This is a genomic window from Bradyrhizobium sp. 187, assembly GCF_023101005.1.
Lineage (GTDB): Bacteria > Pseudomonadota > Alphaproteobacteria > Rhizobiales > Xanthobacteraceae > Bradyrhizobium > Bradyrhizobium canariense_D.
On the sequence record NZ_CP064693.1, the window covers coordinates 7,548,262 to 7,573,627 of the forward strand.

At 65.2% G+C, this 25,366-nt stretch carries 23 protein-coding genes; 21 read left to right on the forward strand and 2 right to left on the reverse strand.

Annotation, left to right across the window (positions count from 1 at the left end; translation table 11 throughout):
- Positions 1–37 precede the first annotated feature (37 nt).
- On the forward strand, positions 38–1,732 hold the full coding sequence (locus IVB19_RS36240) for an AMP-binding protein (RefSeq protein WP_018455818.1): 1,695 nt from the start codon (positions 38–40) through the stop codon (positions 1,730–1,732).
- Between the two features lie 133 nt (positions 1,733–1,865).
- On the opposite strand, the gene IVB19_RS36245 is transcribed toward IVB19_RS36240, so the two are convergent.
- The gene (locus IVB19_RS36245; RefSeq protein WP_018455817.1) at positions 1,866–2,867 is read right to left on the reverse strand and encodes an adenosine kinase; all 1,002 of its coding nucleotides are present in this window, start codon (positions 2,865–2,867) and stop codon (positions 1,866–1,868) included.
- 125 nt (positions 2,868–2,992) lie between these two features.
- Here IVB19_RS36245 and murJ point away from each other — a divergent pair, with 125 nt between their 5' ends.
- The 16 genes from murJ to trmB all read left to right on the forward strand — a co-directional run bounded on the left by murJ (position 2,993) and on the right by trmB (position 17,973).
- Positions 2,993–4,543 (forward strand): murein biosynthesis integral membrane protein MurJ, encoded by a 1,551-nt coding sequence (gene murJ, locus IVB19_RS36250; RefSeq protein WP_247820836.1) that lies wholly within the window; start codon positions 2,993–2,995, stop codon positions 4,541–4,543.
- Positions 4,544–4,616: 73 nt separating this feature from the next.
- Positions 4,617–5,669: a tryptophan--tRNA ligase gene (gene trpS / locus IVB19_RS36255; protein ID WP_018455815.1), complete on the forward strand. Its 1,053-nt coding sequence runs from the start codon at positions 4,617–4,619 to the stop codon at positions 5,667–5,669.
- Positions 5,670–5,777: 108 nt separating this feature from the next.
- On the forward strand, positions 5,778–6,272 hold the full coding sequence (locus tag IVB19_RS36260) for a universal stress protein (RefSeq protein ID WP_018455814.1): 495 nt from the start codon (positions 5,778–5,780) through the stop codon (positions 6,270–6,272).
- A 174-nt stretch (positions 6,273–6,446) separates the two neighbouring features.
- Complete coding sequence (locus IVB19_RS36265) at positions 6,447–7,016, forward strand: NifU family protein (RefSeq protein WP_026233032.1); 570 nt, start codon at positions 6,447–6,449, stop codon at positions 7,014–7,016.
- 85 nt (positions 7,017–7,101) lie between these two features.
- Positions 7,102–7,800: a tRNA (adenosine(37)-N6)-threonylcarbamoyltransferase complex dimerization subunit type 1 TsaB gene (gene tsaB / locus IVB19_RS36270; RefSeq protein WP_018455812.1), complete on the forward strand. Its 699-nt coding sequence runs from the start codon at positions 7,102–7,104 to the stop codon at positions 7,798–7,800.
- Entirely contained in the window at positions 7,797–8,279 is a 483-nt protein-coding gene (gene rimI, locus IVB19_RS36275) for a ribosomal protein S18-alanine N-acetyltransferase (RefSeq protein ID WP_018455811.1), read from the forward strand. Before tsaB ends, rimI begins: the two co-directional genes overlap by 4 nt.
- A gap of 38 nt (positions 8,280–8,317) precedes the next feature.
- Positions 8,318–8,773, forward strand: a complete 456-nt coding sequence (locus IVB19_RS36280) for a Fur family transcriptional regulator (RefSeq protein ID WP_007598312.1) — start codon at positions 8,318–8,320, stop codon at positions 8,771–8,773.
- Positions 8,774–9,454 carry an HAD family hydrolase gene (locus tag IVB19_RS36285; RefSeq protein ID WP_018455809.1) on the forward strand — a complete coding sequence of 227 codons (681 nt, stop codon included), beginning with the start codon at positions 8,774–8,776 and terminating at the stop codon, positions 9,452–9,454.
- 192 nt (positions 9,455–9,646) lie between these two features.
- Positions 9,647–11,035, forward strand: coding sequence for a tRNA (N6-isopentenyl adenosine(37)-C2)-methylthiotransferase MiaB (miaB, locus tag IVB19_RS36290; protein ID WP_247820839.1), 1,389 nt, complete (start codon positions 9,647–9,649; stop codon positions 11,033–11,035).
- A gap of 4 nt (positions 11,036–11,039) precedes the next feature.
- Positions 11,040–12,098 carry a PhoH family protein gene (locus tag IVB19_RS36295; protein ID WP_081747794.1) on the forward strand — a complete coding sequence of 353 codons (1,059 nt, stop codon included), beginning with the start codon at positions 11,040–11,042 and terminating at the stop codon, positions 12,096–12,098.
- Positions 12,099–12,159: 61 nt separating this feature from the next.
- Positions 12,160–12,669 carry an rRNA maturation RNase YbeY gene (gene ybeY / locus IVB19_RS36300; protein WP_018455806.1) on the forward strand — a complete coding sequence of 170 codons (510 nt, stop codon included), beginning with the start codon at positions 12,160–12,162 and terminating at the stop codon, positions 12,667–12,669.
- Position 12,670: 1 nt separating this feature from the next.
- Positions 12,671–13,789: a hemolysin family protein gene (locus IVB19_RS36305; protein ID WP_026233030.1), complete on the forward strand. Its 1,119-nt coding sequence runs from the start codon at positions 12,671–12,673 to the stop codon at positions 13,787–13,789.
- The gene (lnt, locus tag IVB19_RS36310) at positions 13,786–15,399 is read left to right on the forward strand and encodes an apolipoprotein N-acyltransferase (protein ID WP_247820843.1); all 1,614 of its coding nucleotides are present in this window, start codon (positions 13,786–13,788) and stop codon (positions 15,397–15,399) included. The genes IVB19_RS36305 and lnt overlap by 4 nt, the downstream gene beginning before the upstream one ends.
- Positions 15,400–15,609: 210 nt before the next feature.
- Positions 15,610–16,023 carry a helix-turn-helix domain-containing protein gene (locus IVB19_RS36315; RefSeq protein WP_007598327.1) on the forward strand — a complete coding sequence of 138 codons (414 nt, stop codon included), beginning with the start codon at positions 15,610–15,612 and terminating at the stop codon, positions 16,021–16,023.
- An 85-nt stretch (positions 16,024–16,108) separates the two neighbouring features.
- Positions 16,109–17,266 (forward strand): M20 family metallopeptidase, encoded by a 1,158-nt coding sequence (locus IVB19_RS36320; protein ID WP_026233029.1) that lies wholly within the window; start codon positions 16,109–16,111, stop codon positions 17,264–17,266.
- On the forward strand, positions 17,263–17,973 hold the full coding sequence (gene trmB, locus IVB19_RS36325) for a tRNA (guanine(46)-N(7))-methyltransferase TrmB (protein ID WP_018455802.1): 711 nt from the start codon (positions 17,263–17,265) through the stop codon (positions 17,971–17,973). Before IVB19_RS36320 ends, trmB begins: the two co-directional genes overlap by 4 nt.
- Here trmB and IVB19_RS36330 read toward each other — a convergent pair.
- Positions 17,970–19,052: a DUF2336 domain-containing protein gene (locus IVB19_RS36330; protein WP_018455801.1), complete on the reverse strand. Its 1,083-nt coding sequence runs from the start codon at positions 19,050–19,052 to the stop codon at positions 17,970–17,972. The two genes, trmB and IVB19_RS36330, sit on opposite strands and share 4 nt — an antisense overlap.
- A 364-nt stretch (positions 19,053–19,416) precedes the next feature.
- On the opposite strand from IVB19_RS36330, the gene rimP reads away from it, so the two are divergent.
- From rimP to infB, 4 genes are read left to right on the forward strand one after another with little or no spacing between them, the layout of a single operon-like run.
- Positions 19,417–20,196, forward strand: coding sequence for a ribosome maturation factor RimP (rimP, locus tag IVB19_RS36335; RefSeq protein WP_018455800.1), 780 nt, complete (start codon positions 19,417–19,419; stop codon positions 20,194–20,196).
- A 2-nt stretch (positions 20,197–20,198) separates the two neighbouring features.
- Positions 20,199–21,809, forward strand: coding sequence for a transcription termination factor NusA (nusA, locus tag IVB19_RS36340; protein ID WP_007603900.1), 1,611 nt, complete (start codon positions 20,199–20,201; stop codon positions 21,807–21,809).
- Positions 21,810–21,831: 22 nt separating this feature from the next.
- Positions 21,832–22,575 carry an RNA-binding protein gene (locus IVB19_RS36345; protein ID WP_247820845.1) on the forward strand — a complete coding sequence of 248 codons (744 nt, stop codon included), beginning with the start codon at positions 21,832–21,834 and terminating at the stop codon, positions 22,573–22,575.
- Between the two features lie 9 nt (positions 22,576–22,584).
- On the forward strand, positions 22,585–25,287 hold the full coding sequence (infB, locus tag IVB19_RS36350; protein ID WP_247820846.1) for a translation initiation factor IF-2: 2,703 nt from the start codon (positions 22,585–22,587) through the stop codon (positions 25,285–25,287).
- The last annotated feature ends 79 nt before the right edge of the window (positions 25,288–25,366 follow it).

The following is a 25,366-nucleotide window of genomic DNA, read 5'->3' on the forward strand; positions in this document are numbered from 1 at the left end:
TCCCGGCCGTGCACGCAGCTGACTGGAGGACACGATCTTGGCAGACAAAGCCGACAGTTACGTTTGCGGCACCTCCGACACGCCGCTGCTCGGCGACACCATCGGGCGCAGCCTCGATCAGGCCGCGCGGCGCTGGAGCGATCGTGAGGCGCTGGTCTCGCCCAGCCACGGCGTGAGATGGAAATGGGGAGAGTTTGCCCAGCGGGTCGACGCGCTCGCCGCCGGCTTTGTCGCGCTCGGCCTCGAACGCGGCGCGCGGATCGGCATCTGGTCGCTGAACCGGCCGGAATGGACACTGACCCAGTTTGCCGCCGCCAAGGCCGGCCTCATCCTGGTGACGATCAATCCGGCCTACCGGCTGAGCGAGCTGGAATTCGCGCTTCACAAGGTCGGATGCAGCGCCATCGTCACCGCGACGGCATTCAAGACCAGCAACTACATGGACATGCTCAACACGCTGTTGCCGGAGCTCGCGAGCGCCAAGCCCGGGCAATTGCGCGCGGCGCGGCTGCCGGCCTTGCGCATCGTGATCCAGATCGGCGGCCCCGCCTGCCCGGGCACGGTCCCGTTCGACGAGGTCGCCGGCATGGGCGGTACCCTGCATCGCGAACAGCTCGCCGCGCTCAGTGCCTCGCTGCAATTCGACGATGCCGTCAACATCCAGTTCACCAGCGGAACGACGGGATCGCCCAAGGGCGTGACGCTGACCCATCACAACATTCTCAACAACGGCTATTTCGTCGGCCGCGCCATGCGCCTGACCGAACAGGACCGCATCTGCATTCCGGTGCCGCTCTATCATTGCTTCGGCATGGTGATGGGCAACCTCGCCTCCGTCACGCTCGGCGCAACGATGGTCTATCCCGGCGAGGGGTTTGATCCGCTCGCAACGCTGCGGACGATCGAGCAGGAAAAATGCACCGCGCTGTACGGTGTGCCGACCATGTTCATCGCCGAACTCGACCACGGCGAATTCTCAAACTTCGATCTGACATCGCTGCGCACCGGCATCATGGCCGGTGCACCCTGCCCGATCGAGGTGATGAAGCGCGTCAACAGCGAGATGAACATGGGCGAGGTCACGATCGCCTATGGCATGACCGAGACGAGCCCGGTCAGCTTCCAAAGCGCCGTCGACGACCCGCTCGATCGCCGCGTCTCGACGGTCGGGCGAATCCATCCGCATGTCGAGGTCAAGGTCGTCGATCTCGAGGGCAAGATCGTCAAGCGCGGCGAACGGGGCGAGCTCTGCACCCGCGGCTACAGCGTGATGCTGGGCTACTGGGAGGAGCCGGAGAAGACCGCGGATGTGCTCGACGCCAACGGCTGGATGCATACCGGCGACATCGCCATCATCGACGACCAGGGTTATTGCAACATCGTCGGCCGCATCAAGGACATGGTGATCCGCGGCGGCGAGAACCTCTATCCCCGCGAGATCGAGGAATTTCTCTACCGCCATCCCAAGATTCAGGACGTGCAGATCTTTGGCGTTGCGGATACCCGCTACGGCGAGGAGCTCTGCGCCTGGATCCGCGTCAGGCCCGGCGAGACGCTGACGAAGGAAGAGGTGCGCACCTTCTGCGACGGCCAGATCGCCCACAACAAGATTCCGCGGTACGTGGAATTCGTCGACGAGTTTCCGATGACCGTGACCGGAAAGGTCCAGAAATTCCTGATGCGCGACGACGTGGAGCAACGGCTTGGACTGAAAGCCGCGAAGACGGCGTGAGCCGCAGCTGTCATTCCCCGCGAAGGCGGGGAATCCAGTACGCCGAAGCTTCTCGATTGAATCACGACCGTCTCGGAGTACTGGATCGCCCGGCCAAGCCGGGCGATGACAGCGAGGATGAGGCTATTCCACCTTAAGACGTCAGCCCGCGCTGCCCGGCGAGCTCCTTCAGCGACACCTGTGGACGCGCGCCGATGTGCTGGATCACTTCGGCGGCCGCGAGCGCGCCGAGTTCGCCGCACTGCTTGTGGGGCAGGTTGCGCGCCAGACCGAACAGGAAGCCGGCGGCGAAGAGATCGCCGGCCCCGGTGGTGTCCACGAGTTTCGCGATCGGAGACGCCGGGGCTGCGACTGCGTCAGTTGGCGTCACCACCACGCAGCCTTTCTCGCTGCGGGTGACCACGCCGAGATTGACGTCGTTGCGCAGCTGCTTGAGCGCGGTGTCGAAGTCCGAGGTCTGGTAGAGCGAATGCAGCTCGGACTCGTTCGCGAACACGATATCGACGGTGCCGTTGCGCATCAGCCCCAGGAACTCGTCGCGATAACGATCGACGCAGAAGGAATCCGACAACGTCAGCGCCACCTTGCGCTTGGCATCATGAGCGATCTTGGCCGCCTTGACGAAGGCGTCCTTGGCGTTCTTGGGGTCCCAGAGATAGCCCTCGAGGTAGACGATGCCGGCCGCGGCGATCTCGGCCGGGTCGATGTCGGCGGGCGACAGGTCCTGCGCGGCGCCGAGATAGGTGTTCATGGTGCGCTCGCCGTCGTCAGTCACCAGGATGTAGGAGCAGCCGGTCGCAGGACCGTCCTTCGCCGCGGGCGTGTTGAAGGCGACGCCGGCCGCGCGGATGTCGTGGACGTAGAGCTTCCCGATCTGGTCGTCCTTGACCTTGCCGACATAGGCGGCGCGCGCCCCGAGGCTGCCGATGCCGACGATGGTGTTGGCGGCCGAACCGCCGGAAACTTCCGTCGCCGGGCCCATGTCCTTGTAGATGGCGGCGGCCCGCGCCTCGTCGATCAGGGACATGCTGCCCTTGGTCATGCCGTGCTTGCCCAGAAAGGCTTCGTCGGTCTTGACCAGCACGTCGAACAGCGCGTTGCCGATGCCGAGAACGTCATATTTCACGTCAGCCATTCACCTTGATCCTGTTTGGCGGATTGCGATACCCGCGGAAATCCGCTTCCTGTCGGTCTGAAATCTGGCTCGCGGCCTATCACGGCCGGCCCTTCGCGGGCAAGCAACGGTATTATGCAGTTCCGATGATCCGCTCCTTCCTGACCGTCTCGACGGGGACACTGGCTTCACGGCTGCTGGGCTTTGCACGCGATTCCCTGATCGCGGCGCTGCTCGGCACCGGCGCCGTGGCGGACGCGTTTCTGGCGGCATTTCAGCTCGTCAATGTGGTGCGGCGCCTGCTCAGCGAGGGGGCCCTGAATGCGGCGCTGATCCCGGCCTGGCTGCGCGTTCGTGACCGCGACGGCGAGGCGGCTGCCGCGGCGTTCGCGGGACGCGTGCTCAGCTCCGTGAGCGCGGGCCTGATCGCAATCTCAATCGTGATTGCAGTGCTGATGCGGCTGATCATCATGATCATCGCGCCGGGCTTCGTCGGCAGCGCATCGCTCGATCTCGCCGTCCAGAATGCGCGGCTGATGCTGCCTTATCTTGCCTTCGCGGGACCCGTCACGGTGCTGATGGGCCTGCTCAACGCGCAGGGTCGCTTTGCACTCACCGCGTTCTCGCCGCTGCTGTTCAACATCGCCCTGATCGCTGCGAGCACAACACTCCTGCTGTGGCACGTCGACGCGACCGTCGCCGCGTGGATATTGGCGGCCTCCGTCGGCATCGCCGGCCTGTTGCAGCTCCTGATGCTGCTGTCGCAGCGAAGTGCGCGTCTGGCGACACCGTTGCGCGTGAGCTTCGACAAGGACATGCGCGGCTTCTTCGCCAAGGCGATCCCGGGCATGATCGCGAGCTCCGGCCCGCAATGGCTGATGGTTGCCGGCGCGATCATCGCCTCCGCCACGCCGGCCGCGGTCTCCTGGCTCTATTTCGCCAACCGCTTGATCGAGCTGCCGCTTGGCATTGTCGGCGTCGCCATGGGTACGGTGCTGGTGCCGGAGCTGACGCGCGCGGTGAGGAGCGGTCACCGTGACGCGGTTGCGTATGCGGAATCGCGTGCGCTGGAACTCGCGACCGGGCTGGCATTGCCGGCGACGCTCGGCCTGATCGTGCTGGCCGAGCCGATCGTGCGGCTGCTGTTTGAACACGGCGCCTTTGGCGCGGAGGACAGCGCGACCACGGCGCGCGCCCTGATGTGGCTGGCGCTGGGACTGCCGGCGCACGTGCTGATCAAGGCGCTGTCCCCGACCTATTTTGCCCGCAGCGACACGATGACGCCGCTGCTTGCGACCGCGAAAGGGTTCGTGGTCGCGGTCGCGCTCGCGATCCTGCTCGGTCACTTCTTCGGCGCGAGCGGGATCGCCGCCAGCATTGCCGCCGGCGCCTGGAGCAGTGCGATCTCGCTGCTCCGGAAAGGCACGCGTGAATTCGGCTTCTCGGTCGACGCCGCCGCCCGCAAGCGGCTGCCGCGAATCGTGCTCGCCGCGCTCGCCATGGGCGGCCTGCTGTGGCTGACCGCGGGCCTCTTGCCTTCACAGGCCCATGGGCTCATCCGCTTCATTGCGCTGGGATCACAGATCGCCGCCGGAATCGTCGTCTATGGCTTGCTCCTGCAAATCCTCCGCGTCGCGTCCTGGCGCGAGGCGGCCGGTGCCTTGAAGCGCCCCGCCCAGCCCGATCCCGGCGCCTGAAGTCAGCGAAATTCCCTTGACGGGGCAGCGCCGCTGTTGGAAACGACGCCCCGTATCTTGCAGGGAAGCTGCCATGCCATTCGTTGAACGGGTTTTTTCGGGCGTCCAGCCGACGGGCAATCTGCACCTCGGCAATTATCTCGGCGCAATCGTCAACTTCGTGAAGATGCAGGAAACCCACAACTGCATCTATTGCGTCGTCGACATGCACGCGATCACGCAGGGCGTGGACGTCTGGGGCGGACCAGTCGAGCTCGCGCGCAACACCCGCGAGGTGACCGCGGCGTTCATCGCCAGCGGCATCGATCCGAGCAAGCACATCGTGTTCAACCAGAGCCAGGTCTCGGGCCACGCCGAGCTCGCCTGGATCTTCAACTGCGTCGCGCGCATGGGCTGGCTCGGCCGTATGACCCAGTTCAAGGAGAAGGCCGGCAAGGACCGCGAGAACGCCTCCGTCGGTCTGTTCGACTATCCCGTGCTGATGGCGGCTGACATTCTGCTCTACCGCGCCACCCACGTGCCGGTCGGCGAGGACCAGAAGCAGCATCTCGAGCTGTCGCGCGACATCGCGCAGAAGTTCAACAACGACTTCGCTGAGTCGATCCGCAACCTCGGCGCCAATGACGGCCTGTTCTTCCCGCTGCCGGAACCCTTGATCACGGGCCCGGCGACGCGCGTGATGAGCTTGCGCGACGGCACCAAGAAGATGTCGAAGTCGGATGCGTCGGATAATTCGCGCATCAATCTGACCGACGACGCCGACACCATCGCGCAGAAGGTCCGCAAGGCCAAGACCGACCCGGAGCCGCTGCCGACCGAGGAGAAGGGTCTGGAAGCGCGTCCCGAGGCCGACAATCTCGTCGGTATCTTCGCCGCGCTCTCCGGCCGCTCCAAGGCCGACGTGCTCAGGGATTTCGGCGGCGGCCAGTTCTCCAGCTTCAAGAACGCGCTGGTGGATTTGTGCGTCACGAAGCTCGCGCCGATTGCCGGCGAGATGAAGCGCCTCGTCGCCGACCCCGGCCATATCGACGCGATCCTGAACGATGGCGCCGACCGCGCGCGCGCGATTGCCGACGAGACCATGACGCTCTCGAAGGACATCGTGGGCTTCATCCGTCGGCGCTGATAATAAGTTCGCGAAAACGCGGCCGACGCCACGGCGCCGGCTCGCTTCTGCTCTCCCCAAGTACGACGGAGTGTGGCAGCATGTCAGCGTGGACATTCCGGGACATGCATGACCAGCAAGCGACTTTGCTTCGAGCCGGGTCACAAGCCCAAATGCCTCGTCATCGTCGACGACACCGCCGAATGGGATCGCGCGGTCTATTACGCCAGCCGCTGGGCGATTCGGGCCGGTGGCGGCGTGGTGATGCTCCGCATCATCGAGCCCGAACAGCAGAGCCAGGAATGGCTGGGGGTCGCCGACATCATGCGCGCCGAAGCGCATGAGGCGGCCGAAGCCGCGCTCGACCGTGCCGCCGGCCGCGCCAACGGCATCGCCGCGATCACGCCGGAACGGGTGATCCGCGAAGGCGCTGCGATGGAACAGCTGCTGGCGGTGATCGACGAGGACCCCGACATCGCCATGCTGGTGCTCGCCGCGAACCCGGGCGCGGAAGGCCCGGGGCCATTGGTCGCGCTGCTCGCGCACGCGCTGGGCACGTTCCCGGTGCCGGTGACGGTCATTTCCGGCGCGCTCAGCGACCAGAGCGTGGATTCGCTGTCCTAGACTGCTGCTCGTTCGCCTCGCCCCGTTAGCCGGCAGAGGGAAGAAGCGGGTACCCTAACCCGCTGATATAACAGGTGAACGGCCAGCTTACCCCTTGACCGTGCGTTCGCCGTCGCCATCTGCTAGTGGATAGAGCACGCGCCGGCCTTGAACCGGCGACGTCTGGAGAAAACCATGTTCATTCAAACCGAAGCCACCCCCAATCCCGCCACGCTGAAGTTCATTCCCGGCCGCGTCGTGGTCGACGGCGGACCGATGGAATTTGCCAACCGCGAATCGGCCGCACGCTCGCCGCTCGCCGAAAAGCTGTTCGAAGTCCCCGGCGTCACCGGCGTGTTCTACGGCTCGGACTTCATCACCGTGACCAAGGCGAACGGTGAATGGCAACAGCTCAAGCCCGCGATCCTCGGCGCCATCATGGAGCACTACATGTCCGGCGCGCCGCTGCTCGCCGACGGTGCGGCCGCGAGCGATGTCGATCTCGACGAAGAGGACGAGTTCTTTGACGAAGCCGATGCCGAGACGGTCGACATGATCAAGGATCTGATCGAGACCCGCGTGCGGCCAGCGGTCGCCAATGACGGCGGCGACATCACTTTCCGCGGCTTCAAGGATGGTATCGTCTATCTCAACATGAAGGGCTCCTGCGCCGGCTGCCCGTCATCGACCGCGACGCTCCAGCACGGCATCCAGAACCTGCTCAAGCACTTCGTCCCCGACGTGGTCGAAGTCCGGCCGATGTAGGCTGGGGCCGCAAAGGCGTGGACGGCCGGGACAAGCCCGGCCATGATGACGAGCATTCCATGACGGATGGTGCTACCATCGTTCCATGCTGATCCTTGCCATCGATACCGCGCTGGAAGCGTGCGCGGTTGCCGTTCTCGACACCGATGCCGGCCAGCTCCTCGCGCAGGAGCAGCTTCTGATGAAGCGCGGCCACGCCGAAGCGCTGATGCCGATGATCGCGCGCGTGATGCAGTCAGCCAACCTCGCCTTCACAGCGCTCGAGCGCATCGCGGTCACCATGGGCCCCGGAAGTTTCACCGGCCTGCGCGTCGGCATTTCGGCCGCCCGCGGCCTTGCGCTTGCTGCGAAGCGGCCCGCCGTCGGCCTGACCACCTTGTCGGCCTATGCCGCCGCCGTCGTCGGCCAGAGCGGAGCGGCGCCGGTGATCTCGGCGATCGACGCGCGGCACGACCACGTCTATTTCCAGATCGTGGCCGGTGACGGCAGTCAGCTGGTGCGGCCGGGCGTCGCTCCCATCGACGAGGCGATCGCGGCGTCGCAATTCGGCGCGCCGCATCTGGTCGGCAATGCCGCGAAGATCCTCGCCGAGCGCTGGCCGAAAGATATGCCGCAGCCGGTCGCGGTCGACGCGCAGCCCGCGCCCGACATCGGCTGGGTCGCATGGCTTGGCGCCGCCGCCGATCCCGCGACAAATCCGGCGCGGCCGTTCTATCTGCGGGCGCCCGACGCAAAGCCGCCCGCACAACTGCCGCTTGCAGCACAAGCCGCAAGCTCACGATGAAATGGTTGTCGGAATGGTGGCGCGGCGGTACGGCCGTCGTCGAGCCGGCTGTCGCGCGCGACGTCGCACGGCTTGCGCAACTCCACGGCGCCTCCTTCGCGCGCGGTTGGGGCGAAGGCGAGTTCGAGAGCATGCTCAGCGAGCGCAACACGCTGGTGCACCGGTTGCGGCTCGGCCGCAAGACCGTGGGCTTCGCGGTGTCGCGGATCGGCGCAGACGAAGCAGAGATTCTCTCGATCGCGGTCGATCAGGCCCATCGCGGCCGCGGCCTCTCTCGCACGCTGCTGATGACCCATCTCGGCCACCTGGCAGGACGCGGCGTGCGCACAATATTTCTTGAGGTCGAGGAAAATAACCAGCCGGCGCGGCGGCTCTACGACCGAGCCGGATTCATGGTGGTCGGACGCCGCGAACGCTACTATAAGCAGCCGAACGGGGAACAATTGAACGCACTTCTGATGCGACGTGACTTGTCGTAACATTGATGGCAGAAAGCGCCCCGTCAGGCGGACATCACATGACTGGTCTTAAACCTTCCCCCGCTTCCAAGGCGTCCGGCATCGAGGCGCGCTGTGCCGCCACAGGCATGCGCATGACCGAGCAGCGTCGTGTCATCGCCCGCGTGCTCGCGGAGGCGGTCGATCATCCCGATGTGGAGGAACTATATCGCCGCTGTGTCGCGGTCGACGACAAGATCTCGATCTCGACCGTGTATCGGACCGTCAAGCTGTTCGAAGATGCGGGCATCATCGAGCGCCATGATTTCCGCGAAGGCCGCGCGCGCTACGAGCAGATGCGCGACAGCCATCACGACCACCTCATCAACCTGCGCGACGGCAAGGTGATCGAGTTCACCTCCGAGGAGATCGAGAAGCTCCAGGCGGAGATCGCCCGCAAGCTCGGCTACAAGCTGGTCGATCATCGGCTCGAACTCTATTGCGTCCCGCTCGACGACGACAAACCCACAAGTTAAGTGGCGATCGATCTCGTCATCTTCGATTGCGACGGCGTGCTCGTGGACAGCGAGGTGATCTCCTGTCGCGCGCATGCAGATGTGCTGTCGAGGCACGGCTATCCGATCACATCGGAGCAGGTGCTGGTCCGCTTCCTCGGCGTATCCGAGAAAGATGCACGGCGAATGGTCGAACAGGAGATCGGCCGCAATCTTCCCGATGATCTCGAAAGCCAAGTGAATGCTGCGACGCTGCAATTTTATGCCAGCGATTTGCAGCCGATCACCCATGTGGCCGCAGCGATTGGCGCAATCGATTTGCCCAAATGCGTTGCGTCGAGCGGCACGCCGGAGAAGATCCATCATGGCCTGACCTGCGCCGGTCTCTACGATCTGCTTGCGCCGAACATCTTTTCCGCGAGCCAGGTCGCGCGCGGCAAGCCCGCGCCCGATCTTTTTCTGTTCGCCGCCGCGCAGATGAAAGTCGCGCCGGAGCGGTGCCTCGTGATCGAGGACAGCGTCCCCGGGGTGACCGGCGCGCATGCCGCCGGGATGACCGTGCTGGGCTTTCACGGTGGCAGCCATTGCCCGCCGGGCCACGCTGAAAGGCTCCGGGCCGCCGGGGCCGGATTGACGTTCGACGATATGCGGCAATTGCCGGAGCTGGTCCGGCGGGTCGCGGCGGACACCCTGGCGGGCTGATTCAGGGTATTTTCTGAGTGCAGCTGGCGGCTGCCGGGACACGCACACGCCCGGAATCCCGAGGTTTTGGCGGGATTCCGCACTTCCCGCCAGCGCTCGCCCCGGAATGACAGCCCAAAGGGCGCCAATCGCTGGATTTTCGCCTCCCCAGCCTATATCTGAGGGCGGTCCTCCACCTCAATTCCGGATTCCATGACGCCGCCGCGCAAGCTGCACATCAAATCATATGGCTGCCAGATGAACGTCTACGATGCCCAGCGCATGGTGGACACGCTGGCCCCGGAAGGATTCGTGGAGACGGCCAGCGCTGATGACGCCGACCTCGTCATCCTCAACACCTGCCATATCCGCGAGAAGGCCTCGGAAAAGGTCTATTCGGAGCTCGGCCGCCTGCGCGTCGCCAAGGACGCCGCCGCGCGCGACGGGCGTACCATGCAGATCGCGGTCGCAGGCTGCGTGGCACAGGCCGAGGGCGAGGAGATCGTGCGCCGTGCACCCGCGGTCGACGTCGTGGTGGGACCGCAGAGCTATCATCATTTGCCGCAGCTGTTGAAGCGCGCCGGCAATGAAGGCCGCGCCATCGAGACCGAATTCCCGGCTCAGACCAAGTTCGGCTTCCTGGCCCAGCCCAAGCCCGGCGCGATCCGCGCCCGCGGCATTTCCGCTTTCGTCACGGTGCAGGAAGGCTGCGACAAGTTCTGCACCTTCTGCGTCGTGCCTTACACGCGTGGCTCGGAAGTCTCGCGGCCGGTGACAAAGATCGTCGACGACGTGAAGCGGCTCACCGAGAACGGCGTGCGCGAGCTCACGCTGATCGGACAGAACGTCAACGCCTATCACGGCGAGGGACCGGACGGAAAAAGCTGGCCGCTCGGCAGGCTGCTGGAGCACCTCGCGGCGCTCCCGGGCGTCGCGCGGCTGCGTTATTCGACCAGCCATCCGCGCGATGTCGATGACAGTCTGATTGCAGCCCATCGCGATCTCCATGCCTTGATGCCGTTCGTGCACCTGCCGGTGCAGTCGGGCTCGGACCGGATTCTGGCTGCCATGAACCGGAAACATACCGCCGATGATTATCGGCGTGTCGTCGACCGTTTCCGGTCCGCACGCCAAGACATTGCTTTCTCATCAGATTTTATCGTCGGCTTCCCCGGCGAGAGCGAGCAAGATTTTCTCGCGACCCTCGCGCTTGTCACGCAAATCGGCTACGCTGCGGCATATTCGTTCAAATACTCCGCCCGGCCGGGAACGCCGGCCGCGGACATGCAGGAGACGGTGTCCCCCTCCGAGATGGACCAGCGATTGGAGCGGCTCCAGGAACTGATCGACAGCCAGCAATCGGCCTTCAACAAGGCTGCGATTGGCTCAACGGTCGATGTGCTGTTCGAGCGCCCGGCCCGCAAGGACGGCCAGATCGTCGGCCGCACCGCCTTCCTCCAGCCCGCGCATGTGATGGCCTCCCCGGACATCATCGGAAAGATCCTGCCGGTCCGGATCGACAGTCTCGAACGCTACAGCTTCCTCGGTGAGCTCGCCATGGCGCACGAGCCCGCTTTATCGCCCATCGCCACTGGAGCCTGAACCCTTGCCCAAAAGCGCATCGGATTCGTCTTCTTCCATCGCTCCCAGCCGCAAATTTGACCGCGACATGCAGGTTCCGCCCGAGACCCAGGTCGTCATCGATTTCGACGACAACCGCGCCGCGTCCGCGCTAGTTGGCCCTTATGGCCAGCATCTGGCACAGATCGAACGGCGGCTTGGCGTCGTCGTCGATTCCAAGGGCAACCACATCACGATTGGCGGCTCGCGCGACGGCTGCGATGCCGCGCGCCGGGTGCTGGAGACGCTCTACGCCCAGGCCGTGAAGGGACAGGATCTCGACCAGGGCGAGGTCGAGGGCGCGATCCGTGCCGTGATCGCGCAGGGCTCGCTGTTCGAGTTCGATGCCAAGTCGGCCAAATCCACCTTCGACAGCATCAATCTGCGCAAGCGCCCGGTGCGTGCGCGCACGGCGGCGCAGGATTCCTATATCCGCGCGCTGAAGCGCCACGAGCTGGTGTTCGGCATCGGCCCCGCCGGCACCGGCAAGACCTGGCTCGCGGTCGCGCATGCCGCGCAGCTATTCGAGCGCAAGGAAGTCGACAAGATCATCCTGTCGCGCCCGGCGGTGGAAGCCGGCGAGCGGCTCGGCTTTTTGCCCGGCGATCTCCGCGAGAAGGTCGATCCTTATCTCCGCCCGATCTACGACGCGCTCTATGACCTGATGGACGCGCGCATTGTCGAGCGCGCGCTGCAGACCGGCGAGATCGAGATCGCGCCACTCGCCTTCATGCGCGGTCGCACGCTGACCAACGCGGCCATCATCCTGGACGAGGCGCAAAACACCACGTCCATGCAGATGAAGATGTTCTTGACCCGCCTTGGCGAGAACAGCCGCATGATCGTCACCGGCGATCCCTCGCAGATCGACTTGCCGAACGGCCAGACCTCGGGCCTCGCCGAGGCGACGCGCCTGCTGAGCGGCGTCGAAGGCATTGCGCAAGTTCATTTCAAGGCCGAAGACGTGATCCGCCACGAGCTCGTGGCGCGGATCGTCTCCGCCTACGAAGGGTCGCCGCAGCGGCCGGCCGCCGGTAAATCCTGACGAGACAGCAACCGGACCATATGGGCGCGGACACGGCGCCCCTTCGTTCGGAACAAGGACAATGTCACACCCCAACCTTCCCATCACCGAGGTCCTCGTCGTCGCCGATTGCTGGCAGCGGGAGCCCGAATCCGAAGCCGTGATCCAGCGCGCCGTGGCGGCCGCCGCCGAGAATGTCGACGAAGACGTTGCGGAGGCGGAAGTGGCGGTGATGCTGACCGATGATGCCGGCATCCGCACCCTGAACAGCAACTGGCGCGGCATCGACAAGCCGACCAACGTGCTGTCGTTTCCCGCGCTGCAGCCGGAAGGCGACTGGAAGCCTGGCGATGCGCCGCGCATGCTGGGCGACATCGCGATCGCCTACGAGACCATGCGGCGTGAGGCGGACGAGGAACAAAAGCCGTTCGATCATCATTTGAGCCATCTCGCCGTGCACGGTTTCCTGCATCTGGTCGGCTACGACCACGAAAACGAAGACGACGCCGAGGAAATGGAAGCGCTCGAACGAGAGATCCTGGCTCATCTCGGCATTCCCGACCCCTATGCCGACCGCCCAGGGACGCATTGAGATGCCGGATTCGGACCCGACTCACGACAATCCGCGCAACACGGCCAATTTACCGGTCGTGGTGACCTCAGGCGAGGTGATGCGCCCGACCGCGGAGGGCTGGCTGCTGCGTGCCATTCGCAGCCTGTTCGGCTGGAAGGCAGGTTCGGTGCGCGACGACCTCCAGGTCGTGCTCGACGCCACGACGCCCGACGACACCGGCTTCTCGACGGTCGAGCGCACCATGCTGCGCAACATCCTCGGCCTGCACGAGCGTCGCATCGCCGACGTCATGGTGCATCGCGCCGACATCGTCGCGGTCAAGCGCGACATCCCGCTCGGCGAGTTGATGGACCGTTTCGAGAGCGCCGGCCATTCGCGCCTCGTGGTCTACAACGAGACGCTCGACGATCCCGTCGGCATCGTCCATATCCGCGATCTGCTCGCCTTCATGACCGCGCGTGCGCGCGTGTCGGGGGTCACGAAAACCAAGCGCAAGAAACCGCTGCCGGCCGGGCTCGATCTGCGTACGGTCGATCTCGCGCTGCCGCTCGAGGAAGCGCGCATCATCCGCAAGCTGCTCTACGTGCCGCCGTCGATGCGGGCGATCGACCTGCTTGCGCAGATGCAGGCCACCCGCATCCATCTGGCGCTGGTGGTCGACGAATATGGCGGCAGCGACGGCCTGGTCTCGCTCGAGGACATCGTCGAGCAGATCGTCGGCGAGATCGACGACGAGCATGACAGCGACGAGCCGCCCTCGATCGTGCGGTTGCCCGACAACGCCTTCATCGCCGACGCCCGCGCCAGCCTCGACGACGTCCGCACCGTGATCGGCGAGGACTTCGTCACCGGCGAGGCCGGCGAGGAAGTGGAGACGCTGGGCGGCTATCTCGTCAGCTTCGTCGGGCGCCTGCCGGTGCGCGGCGAGGTGATCTCGGGCCCCGGCCATTACGAGATCGAGGTGCTCGATGCCGATCCGCGCCGGGTCAAGCGACTGCGGATCTCGACGCGAAAGGAGCGTCCCGCGCCGCGCACCCAGCGCGAGAGCCGGCGCCGCGAGGCTGCGCCGGATGGCAGCCAGCCGACGGCCAGCGACACGCCCACCCCGCCGCCAAGCGACGGGACCGGTCCGCAGTGAGCCCTTTCCAGCGATTTCGCCAGATCGCGCTTGCCATCATCCTGACCTGGGGATGGAAGCGCGCGCTCGTCGCGATGGCTGCCGGCGCGCTCTCGGTGCTGGCGCTGGCGCCGTTCAACGCCTTCCCGGTACTGTTCATCACCTTCCCGGTGTTGGCCTGGCTGATCGACGGCGCCGGCGCCGGACGATATCGCGGCGTCCCCGCCGCGGCGCTTACCGGCTACTGGTTCGGCCTCGGCTATTTCGTGCCCGGCCTCTACTGGATCGGCTACGCCTTCTTCGTCGACGCCGATGTATTCGCCTGGCTGACGCCGTTCGCCGTGCTGGGCCTGCCGGCCTATCTGTCGATCTTCACGGCAATGGGCTTTGCGCTCGCCCGCCTGCTCTGGACCAAGAACGCGACGCGCGTGCTTGCGCTCGCGGCAAGCCTCACCATCACGGAATGGCTGCGGGGTCATGCGCTGACCGGCTTTCCCTGGAACGCGTTCGGCTATGCGCTGTCCGAGCCGCTGCCGCTGGCACAAACGGCGTCGCTGATCGGCCTGTGGGGCATGACGTTCCTGACGGTTGCGATCTTCGCAAGCCCCGCGGCGCTGATCGACCGCACGCCCGATCGCCGCCTGGCGTGGCGCGCACCGGCCGCGGCCCTGGCGCTCCTGCTGGTCATGAGTATCTTCGGCGCGATCCGCCTGTCGCTGCATCCGACCACGATGGTCGCGGGCCCCAAATTGCGCCTGATGCAGCCGGATCTCCAGCAGGACGCGAAATTCAACTACGCCGCCAAGGCGGAGGTGATGAAGAAATATCTGGCCTTGTCGGACCGCGCCTCCGGACCGCAATCGACCGGCGTGCGCGATGCCACCATCCTGATCTGGCCGGAATCCGCCTTTCCGTTCTTCCTGACTCGCGAAGCCGATGCGATGGCGCAAATCGCGGAGCTTCTGCCCAAGGGCACGGTGCTGATCACGGGCTCTGTCCGCGCGCCCGACCTGCCGCGGGGCACGCCGATCACACGCGCCTATAATTCGATCTACGTGATCGACCACGACGGCAGCGTGCTCTCTATGTACGACAAGCTGCATTTGGTGCCGTTCGGCGAGTTTCTTCCCTACCAGGGCCTGATGGAGAAGCTCGGTTTCGAGCAACTCACGCGTGTGCGCGGCGGCTTCATTGCCGGCACCGTGCGCCATGCGCTGCCGGTCCCCGGCGCGCCGTCCGCGCTGCCGCTGATCTGCTACGAAGCAATCTTTCCCGGCGAGGTGGCCGGACGCAATGAACGTCCGGGCTGGATCGTGAATCTCACCAATGACGGTTGGTTCGGAATTTCGACCGGTCCCTACCAACACCTCGAACAGGCGCGGATGCGCGCGATCGAGCTCGGATTGCCGCTAGTTCGCTCCGCCAATACCGGCGTTTCCGCAGTGATCGATCCGGTGGGACGCATCGTCGCCAGCCTCGGTCTCGGGATCGAAGGCATTTTGGATGCAAATCTGCCCGCCGCGATCCCGCCGACTATCTATGCGCGCGTGGGCGATGTCCCCGCGGCCATGTTTGTCGCGCTCGCCGTGTTTCTGGCGGTCCGCCGACGTGTTGCCAAACGGCGTCCCTGATCACGCAGCCGCGGCCGATAGCTTTTGACAACCGTAGTCCCACGGTTGACAGACTGCACGCGGCCTCCTCATTCTGCACCGGCTGCAAAAGACAGTGGGTATTGCTAAATTTCTCCGCAATGTTTCCCAATAACAGGGTCTGATTTTGACGTTGCTTACACCTCAGGCATTCCTGATTGCGCCGAAGGTGATGTTTGGAGGGCTGAGGAAATGTCGAAAGCGCCCAACCCTGTTGACAAATATGTCGGCAGTCGCGTGCGGATGCGCCGCATCATGTTGGGCATGAGCCAGGAAAAGCTCGGTGAAGCTTTGGGCCTGACTTTCCAACAAGTTCAGAAATACGAGAAGGGCACAAACCGGGTCGGCGCGAGCCGCATCCAGCAAATTGCCGAAATTCTCCAGGTGCCGGTGTCCTTCCTGTTCGAGGGCGGTCCGAGCGGCGTGGCGGGGCCGGACGGCTTCGCAGAAGGCGCATCGCCGTCTTACGTCTCGGATTTCCTCGCGACTTCCGAAGGACTCGCTTTGACCAAGGCGTTCACCCGAATCACCGATTCGAAGATGCGCCGCTCGATCGTCGATCTCGTCGAGCAGATTGCGGCCCGCGAAGGCCCCGACAAGCGCTGACGCGCCATCTCAATCCGATTTGAGACTGCGTCAAATCTGGCCTATGTCGTCATTTGTGGCCGCGCTTTGATGCGCGTCCTCCTTGATGATGCGATTCAAAGGCACAGATGCGCCCATGGCCAGCTCCAATTGGTTCGATTCTCAAACTATTCTCGATGGCATCCGCCGCTGGGTGGAGGTCGAGACGCCAACGGACACGCCTGAACAGGTCAACAAGCTCGTCTCGATGGTCGCGGAGCAATACCGCGATCTCCCTGTTACGCTCGAGCGCATCGCCGGTGTCGATGGTTGCGGCGATCATCTCGTGGCGCGCTCGACCTGGGGCCAGGACCGGCCGGGCATCCTGGTGCTGAGCCACCTCGATACCGTTCACCCCATGGGATTCATCGAGCGCCTGCCGTTCAAGGTCGAAGGCGACAGCGCGTTCGGTCCCGGCATCTACGACATGAAGGGCGGCGCCTACATCGCCCACCACGCCTTTCGCGCGCTTTGCGCCACGGCCGATCGCCGGCCGCTCGGCATCACCCATCTGTTCACTTCGGACGAGGAGATCGGCAGCCCCACCTCTCGCGCACTCATCGAGACCGAAGGGCGCAAGGCGAAGTACGTGCTGGTGACGGAGCCGGCGCGCGAGGGCGGCAAGATCGTCACCGGTCGCAAGGGCGTCGGGCGATTCGAAGTGTTCATCAAGGGCGTGCCCGCGCATGCCGGCACGCGGCCCCAGGATGGCCGCAGCGCGATCCGCGAGCTTGCCAACGTCATCCTGGCGCTGGAGGCGATGAACGATCTGGCGCGCGGCGTCACCGTCAATGTCGGCGTGGTGCGCGGCGGCACGCGGCCCAACGTGACGCCGGAAGAAGCCTATGCTGAAATCGATCTGCGCGTGCCGAGCTTCAAGGACGCGGATGAATTCGTCGGCAAGATCCTCGCTTTGACATCGAAGACAGATGGCGTCACCGTCAAGGTCACGGGCGGGCTCAATCGTCCGCCTTACGAGAAGAGCAATGCAGGCGCTTCGCTGTACGAACATGCAAAGACGGTTGCCACGGAGATCGGCTTCGATCTGGTGGACGTTCACACCGGCGGCGGCTCGGACGGCAATTTCACCGCCGCCCACACCGCGACGCTCGACGGGCTCGGCGTCGACGGCAAGGGCGCGCACACCCATTATGAGCAGCTCTATGTCTCGTCGCTCGCACCGCGCGCGCGGCTGCTCCACCGCCTCTACCAGACGCTACGATGAGTGAGCGCAAATCAGATCCGGATCGCGAGGACAGCGAGCGCGCCTTCTTCGGACGCCGCAAGGGCCACAAGCTCAGGCAGCACCAGGCCGAGCTGATCGATCATCTGCTGCCGCGTCTTGCGCTCGCCATCGACCGCGCAGCACCGGCGGATGCCCGCGAGATCTTCGCCCCCGCAGCCGACGATTTGCGGCTCGAGATCGGCTTCGGCGGCGGCGAGCATCTTGCGGCGGAAGCGCAGACCTTCGCCACAACCGGCTTCATTGGCTGCGAGCCTTACGTCAACGGCATGGCGAAGATCCTCGCGCAGATCGAGGCCGCCGAGATCGGCAACATCCGCCTGTTCGCAGGCGATGCCGCCGAGCTCCTGGCCTGGCTGCCGGAAGCTTCGCTGTCGCGGATTGACCTGATCCATCCCGATCCCTGGCCGAAACGGCGGCACTGGAAGCGGCGCTTCGTCCAGGACCGGACCATCGCCGCGATGGCGCGCGTGCTGAAAGCCGGCGCCGAATTTCGTTTCGTCTGCGACATCGACGATTACTGCGCCTGGACGCTGTCGCATCTGTCGCGCTCGCAGGACTTTGTCTGGCTCGCGGAGCGCGCCGATGATTTTCGCCTGCCGTGGGCCGGATACACGATGACGCGCTACGGCCGAAAGGCCACGCGCGAGGGGCGCAAGGCGGCGTATCTGCGGTTCAGGCGGGTCTAGATCGTCTGCCGGTTGCGCCAGAAATTCACGACGCGCTCGGCGGTCGTCGGCATCAAGCGCGTGAAATTCGCGCGCGCCTGCTCAAGATCGGCATCGGCTGGCGTGCGATTCGGGCCGTGCCACATCAGGATCAGCGCCCGCACCGTCGGCCAGCTGACATTCAGCACACGCCCCAGAACCAGGATTGGATCGTAGCGGTCGCCCGTGATCAGGCGGTCGAGGACCGAGAGGCGGACTCCGGACATCGCCGAGAGCGAAGCGATCGCCTCCTCGTATTTGTAGGCCTTCGCGAAGCCAAACAGCGCGCTCTCGCCAAGATGGCCCCCGCGATGCAAGGCCAGCACCGTACGTTGCGCTCCCGAGAAATCGCGACGCGGGCCCGGCGGCAGCGTGGCTTCCTCGATGGCCGCCATGGCGCGCGTGATCTCGACCTGGCGCACGGGATTGACCACGCTCGAGAGGCGACGGCGGATGACGTCGAGCGTACCGTCGAGAAGCTGTTTCAGGTTCTCACCCGAAAGATCGCTGCGCTGGCCGATCCTGAGCGTCAGCACGCCATCCTGCGCGGCACGCTTGATCAGCTCCGAATAGCTGCCAAGCGAGAACACCGCGCCGGCATTGCCCGCGGCGCGGCGCACCACGTCGCGATCGCCGCGCTCGACCAGCACGTCGGTGATGACAGCCGACAGCGTGGGGCGTTCGCTCATCGCCAGCAGATGTCCCTGGCCCTTCAGTCGCGCGATTTCGACGAGAGCGGCGTCGTCGAGCACGGGCGAATGGCGCAGCACGGGGCCCGCCACCGCGATTTCGTTTTCGCGCGCGAGCTCGCTCACGAGACGCCGCGGCGCGTTGTTCAGGCGCGAGAAGCGTTCGGCGAGATCGACGCGCGAGGCGAGCTCGGCATGCGGGACGAGATCGATCAGCAGATTGTCGAAGAGATCGATGACATCGGGACGGAGGTTCTCGGCGTCCTGAAAGAACAGTTGGGAAATGGCATGCGCGATCTCGCCGCGACGCCGCGGGTCGCCGCGTTTGACGATATCGTCCAGTCCGGGAATGAGCGACGTGGCAACGGTCATGAAAACGCAAACTCGTAGGGGGCACGCCGCGGGTACGCCCTGGTCCAAGCCGCCCCACAATCAGGGAATCTAGGCCTTGGAGGTGAAGGAAGCGTTGCGCCAGCGGGCCGCACAGCGGGCGCAAAAAGCCTCGCGCGCCGTGCAATGGGCCTTGTCCGAGAGGGCGGAAAGGGCTATATCACCGGCAATTCATCTTCTCATACGATCCGCGTAGTGAGAGTGGGCCCGAAAGGACCCGCTCTTTTTTATTACCTGAACGCGGCCTGGTGGAAGATGTGCGGCCCGCCGATCTGTCGGGAGAGTTCCGAAGCGGGCTTGAAAGCTTAACCAAGCCTTAACCATACCGAGCGCCTTGACCTCTGACATGACCGAACCGAACCCTGGTTCCACGGATGCCGAATTGCTGGCCGAGCCGAGGCTCGTGGTCGAGCCGGGCGTCGCGGCGCGGGTGTCCGCGGTCGCGGGGCCGGTGCTCGAAGGCATGGGCTACCGCCTGGTGCGGATCCGCATTTCCGGGGAATCCGGCTGCACCGTGCAGGTTATGGCAGAGCGGCCGGACGGCTCGATGCAGATCGAGGATTGCGAGGCGATCTCGCGGGCACTGTCGCCCGTGCTCGACGTCGCCGATCCCGTCGATCGCGCCTATCGGCTGGAAATCTCCTCACCGGGGATCGACCGCCCGCTGGTGCGCCGCTCCGATTTCGAGCGTTATGCCGGCCATCTGGTGAAGGTCGAAATGGCTGTCGCCCATGAGGGGCGGAAGCGGTTCCGCGGCACGATCGGCCCCGTCGAAGGCGACCGCGTGCATCTGCATCGCGACGACATCAAGGCGGGCGAGGCTGCCGACGTTCTCCTGACGATGGAAGACATCGCCGAGGCACGGCTGGTGCTGACGGACGAGCTGATCGCGGAATCCATGCGCCGCGGCAAGGCCCAGGCCCGCGAAATGCGCCGCAATCTCGGCCTCGAGCCGCCGGCGGCGCCGCACGCCAGCATCAGCGAAAAAACGACCAAGAACACCAAGCCGACTAAGAAACCGACGCCGGCCGCGACGAAGAAGCCGGCTCCGACCAATACCAAGAAACATCGCCTGGCCGCCGAACGCGCGCGACGGGGCGAAATCGATCCTGACGAAGGAGACTAGCCATGGCAGTCAGCGCCAATCGACTTGAATTGCTTCAGATCGCCGACGCCGTTGCGCGCGAGAAATCGATCGACCGCGGCATCGTCATCGCGGCGATGGAGGATGCCATCGCCAAGGCGGCGCGGGCCCGCTACGGCAGCGAGACCGACGTTCACGCCGAGATCGACCCGAAGAAGGGCGAGCTGCGGCTGTCGCGCCACATGCTGGTGGTCGAGACGGTCGAAAACCATTCCAACCAGATTTCGCTGGTGGATGCGCAGCGCGCCAATCCCGGTGCCCAGGTCGGCGACACCATCGCCGACACCCTGCCGCCGCTGGAATATGGCCGCATCGCCGCGCAATCCGCCAAGCAGGTGATCGTGCAAAAGGTGCGCGAAGCCGAGCGCGACCGGCAATATATGGAATTCAAGGACCGCATCGGCGACATCGTCAACGGCGTCGTCAAGCGCGTCGAATATGGCAGTGTGATCGTCGATCTCGGCCGCGGCGAGGCCATCATCCGCCGCGACGAGATGCTGCCGCGCGAAGTGTTCCGCAACGGCGACCGCGTCCGCGCCTACATCTTCGATGTCCGCCGCGAGACCCGCGGGCCGCAGATCTTCCTCTCCCGCACCCATCCGCAGTTCATGGCAAAGCTGTTCGCGCAGGAAGTGCCCGAGATCTATGACGGCATCGTCGAGATCAAGGCGGTCGCCCGCGATCCCGGCTCGCGCGCAAAAATCGGCGTGATTTCTCGTGATTCCTCGGTCGATCCGGTCGGCGCCTGCGTCGGTATGCGCGGTTCGCGCGTGCAGGCGGTGGTGAACGAATTGCAGGGCGAGAAGATCGACATCATCCCCTGGTCGCCCGACATCGCGACCTTCGTGGTCAACGCGCTGGCGCCGGCCGAAGTCTCCAAGGTCGTCATCGACGAAGACCGCGAGCGCATCGAGGTCGTCGTGCCCGACACCAACAACCAGCTCTCGCTGGCGATCGGCCGCCGCGGCCAGAATGTGCGTCTGGCCTCGCAGCTCACCGGCTGGGACATCGACATCCTGACCGAGCAGGAGGAATCGGAGCGCCGCCAGGCCGACTTCGAGAACTCCACCCGCGTCTTCATGGAATCGCTCAATGTCGACGAAGTGGTCGGCCAGTTGCTGGCGTCCGAAGGCTTCACGTCGGTCGAGGAACTCGCGATGGTGGACGTCAAGGAACTCGCCGGCATCGAAGGTTTCGACGAGGAGACCGCGCAGGAACTCCAGAACCGCGCCCGGGAATATCTCGAACAGCTGGAAGCCGAGCTCGAGGCCAGGCGCAAGGAACTCGGCGTCGAGGACGCCGTGAAGGACGTGCCCGGCGTCACCTCGAAGATGCTGGTGAAGTTCGGCGAGAACGACATCAAGACGGTCGACGACCTCGCCGGTTGCGCCACGGACGATCTGGTCGGCTGGACCGAGCGCAAGGAAGGCGGCGAGCAGACCAAATATCCGGGCGCGCTCGATGGCCTGGAGATCTCCCGTGACGATGCTGAAGCGATGATCATGCAGGCCCGCGTCAAGGCCGGATGGATCACCGAGGCCGATCTCGCCAAGCCTGCTGAAGAGGCCGAGGCGACCGAAGATCAGCCGGCTTAGGGCGAAGGAGGATGTCACCCGGATGCTCGCCGATACTGACCCCGAACTCGACCATGGACCGCGGACCGAAAGGTCCGCGACCGTGCGGATGTGTGCGGTCAGCCGCGAGGTCCGGCCGATCGACGAGCTGATCCGCTTCGTCGTCTCGCCGCAAGGGCACATAGTTCCCGATCTCAAGCGCAAGCTGCCCGGACGCGGCATGTGGGTCACCGCCTCGCGCGAGGTGGTTGCGGAAGCCGTTCGGCGTCACCATTTTACGAAAGCCTTCAAGCGCGAGCTGCGCATCCCTCAGACGTTTCCCGCCGACCTCGAGGCGCTCCTGGTCCGGAGCGTGGTCGAAGCCCTTGGGATTGCGGCCAAGGCGCGCCAGATCGTCGCCGGTTTCGGCAAGGTCGAAAGCGCGCTTCGGGAGGGTACGGTCGAGGTCCTGATCCATGCCAGCGACGGGGCCGCGGACGGAATCCGCAAATTGGACATGCTGGCGCGTCAAAATGAGGGAAATCGCGGCGCCAAGCCGGAGATTCCCGTCGTCACTGCACTAAAATCGACAGAATTGGATTTGGCACTTACCCGGTCAAATGTGATACATGCTGCCCTGCTCGCGGGCCCGGCGAGCAAGTCATTCCTGTCACGTAGCCAGATGCTGGTCCGATACCGGATGGCGGACGCTGACAGGACTGCCGAAAAGCCCGGCCAGGATTCTGAGAGACAACGACCACCCGATAGCACGGTGCGGCAACGCACAAGACAACAAGATCAGGATTAGGACTGCTTAATGGTTGATACCAAGACCCCTGGCGACAAGAAGCTGAGCGTTCCGAGCAAGACGCTATCGCTCAAGCCGCGCGTCGAAACGGGCACCGTGCGCCAGAGCTTCAGTCATGGCCGTAGCAAGCAGGTCGTGGTCGAGAAGCGTGGCAAGCGCCGTGTCGACGGCAGCCCTGAACCGCAGGTGGCCGAAGTGGCGAAGCCCGCGCCGGCCGCCGCGCCCAAGCCTGCCCCGGCACGCCCCGCGCCGCCGCGCAACGCCGGCTCCGGCGTGGTGCTGCGCACGCTGACCGAGGACGAACGTTCCGCCCGCGCCAGCGCGCTGGCCGATGCCAAGGTGCGCGAAGTCGAAGAGCGCCGCCATGCCGAGGAAGAGGCCCAGCGCCGCGCGGTCCGCGAAAGCGCCGAGCGTGCTGATCGTGAGGCCGCCGAAGCCCGCCGCAAGGCCGAGGAGGAGCGTCACCGTCACGAGGAGGAAGCCAAGCGGAAGGCCGAAACCGAGGCCAAGAAGCGTTTTGGCGAAGGCGAGCAGCCGCAATCTGTGGCGCGCCCTGCAACGGGGACCTCGGCCGCTCCTGCAGCGCGGCCCGGAGCGCCGATGGCGCGACCCGGCACAACCACCACGGCACGCCCGGGAACAACGACCGCGCGACCCGGAACGACCACGCAGCGGCCGGGAGGCCCGGTGGGCCGCGCCCCCGCCGTCGCAGCCGGACCGGACGAGGACGACGGTCCGCGCCAGATCCGTCGCGGCCCCGGCGGCACTGCGCGGCCTGTGGTCGCTCCCAAGCCCACCCACAAGCCCGGCCCGCAGAAGGAGCGCGGCCGCCTGACGGTCGTCACCGCCTTCAATGCCGACGACGTCCGCGAGCGCTCGATCGCCTCGTTCCGCCGCCGCACCCAGCGCCTGAAGGGCCATGCCGCGAACGAGCCGAAGGAAAAGCTCATCCGCGAGGTGGTCATTCCGGAAGCGATCACCATCCAGGAGCTCGCCAACCGCATGTCGGAGCGCGCGGTGGAAATCATCCGCATGCTGATGAAGCAGGGCGCGATCCACAAGATCACCGACGTGATCGATGCCGACACTGCGCAGCTGATCGCCGAGGAGCTTGGTCACACCGTCAAGCGCGTTGCCGCGTCCGACGTTGAAGAAGGCCTGTTCGACGCCATCGAGGATTCGACCGACACCGAGCCGCGCTCGCCGGTGGTGACGGTGATGGGTCACGTCGACCACGGCAAGACCTCGCTGCTCGATGCGCTTCGTCATGCCAACGTGGTCTCCGGCGAAGCCGGCGGCATCACCCAGCATATCGGCGCCTATCAGGTGCTGTCGCCCGAAAGCGGCAAGAAGATCACCTTCATCGACACGCCCGGCCACGCCGCGTTCACCGCGATGCGCGCGCGCGGCGCCAAGGTGACCGACATCGTCGTGCTGGTGGTTGCGGCCGACGACGGCGTGATGCCGCAGACGATCGAAGCCATCAACCACGCCAAGGCGGCGCGGGTGCCGATCATTGTTGCCATCAACAAGATCGACAAGCCCGACGCCAAGCCCGAGCGCGTGCGCACCGAGCTGCTCCAGCACGAGGTGCAGGTCGAATCCTTCGGCGGCGAAGTCGTCGATGTCGAAGTGTCGGCGAAGAACAAGACGAATCTCGACAAGCTGCTCGAGATGATCGCGCTCCAGGCCGACATCCTCGACCTCAAGACCAATTCGGATCGTCCGGCCGAAGGCACCGTGATCGAAGCCAAGCTCGATCGTGGCCGCGGTCCGGTCGCGACCGTTCTGGTCCAGCGCGGCACGCTCCGTGTCGGTGACATCATCGTCGCCGGCGCCGAAATGGGCCGCGTCCGCGCGCTGATCTCGGATCAGGGCGAGACGGTGCAGGAGGCAGGTCCATCCGTGCCGGTCGAGGTGCTCGGCTTCAACGGTCCGCCGGAAGCCGGCGATCGTCTCGCCGTGGTCGAGAACGAAGCCCGCGCCCGCCAGGTCACCAGCTACCGCGCGCACCAGAAGCGCGAGAACGCGGCTGCCTCGATCTCCGGCATGCGCGGCTCGCTCGAGCAGATGATGTCGCAGTTGAAGACGGCGGGCCGCAAGGAATTCCCGCTGATCATCAAGGCCGACGTGCAGGGCTCGCTGGAAGCGATCCTCGGCTCGCTGGAGAAGCTCGGCACCGACGAAGTCGCCGCGCGCATCCTGCATGCGGGTGTCGGCGGCATCTCGGAATCGGACGTGACGCTCGCGGAGGGCTTCAACGCCGCGATCATCGGCTTCTCGGTTCGTGCGAACAAGGAGGCCGCTGCGGCCGCCAAGCGCAACGGCATCGAGATCCGCTACTACAACATCATCTACGACCTCGTGGACGACGTGAAGAAGGCCATGAGCGGCCTGCTCGCGCCGACCCTGCGGGAAACCATGCTCGGCAATGCCGCGATCCTGGAGATCTTCAACATCTCCAAGGTCGGCAAGGTCGCCGGCTGCCGCGTCACCGACGGCACCGTGGAACGCGGCGCCAACGTGCGCCTGATCCGCGACAACGTCGTCGTGCACGAAGGCAAGCTGTCGACGCTGAAGCGCTTCAAGGACGAAGTGAAGGAAGTCCAGTCCGGTCAGGAATGCGGCATGGCCTTCGAGAACTATCACGACATGCGCGCCGGTGACGTCATCGAGTGTTACCGCGTGGAGACGATCCAGCGCTCCCTGTAAGTCCAAATCTTACCGAAGCGCCTGGATCTTTTTTGAACTGAATTGCGGGAGTACGATGGCCGGATTTTTTCCGGCCATC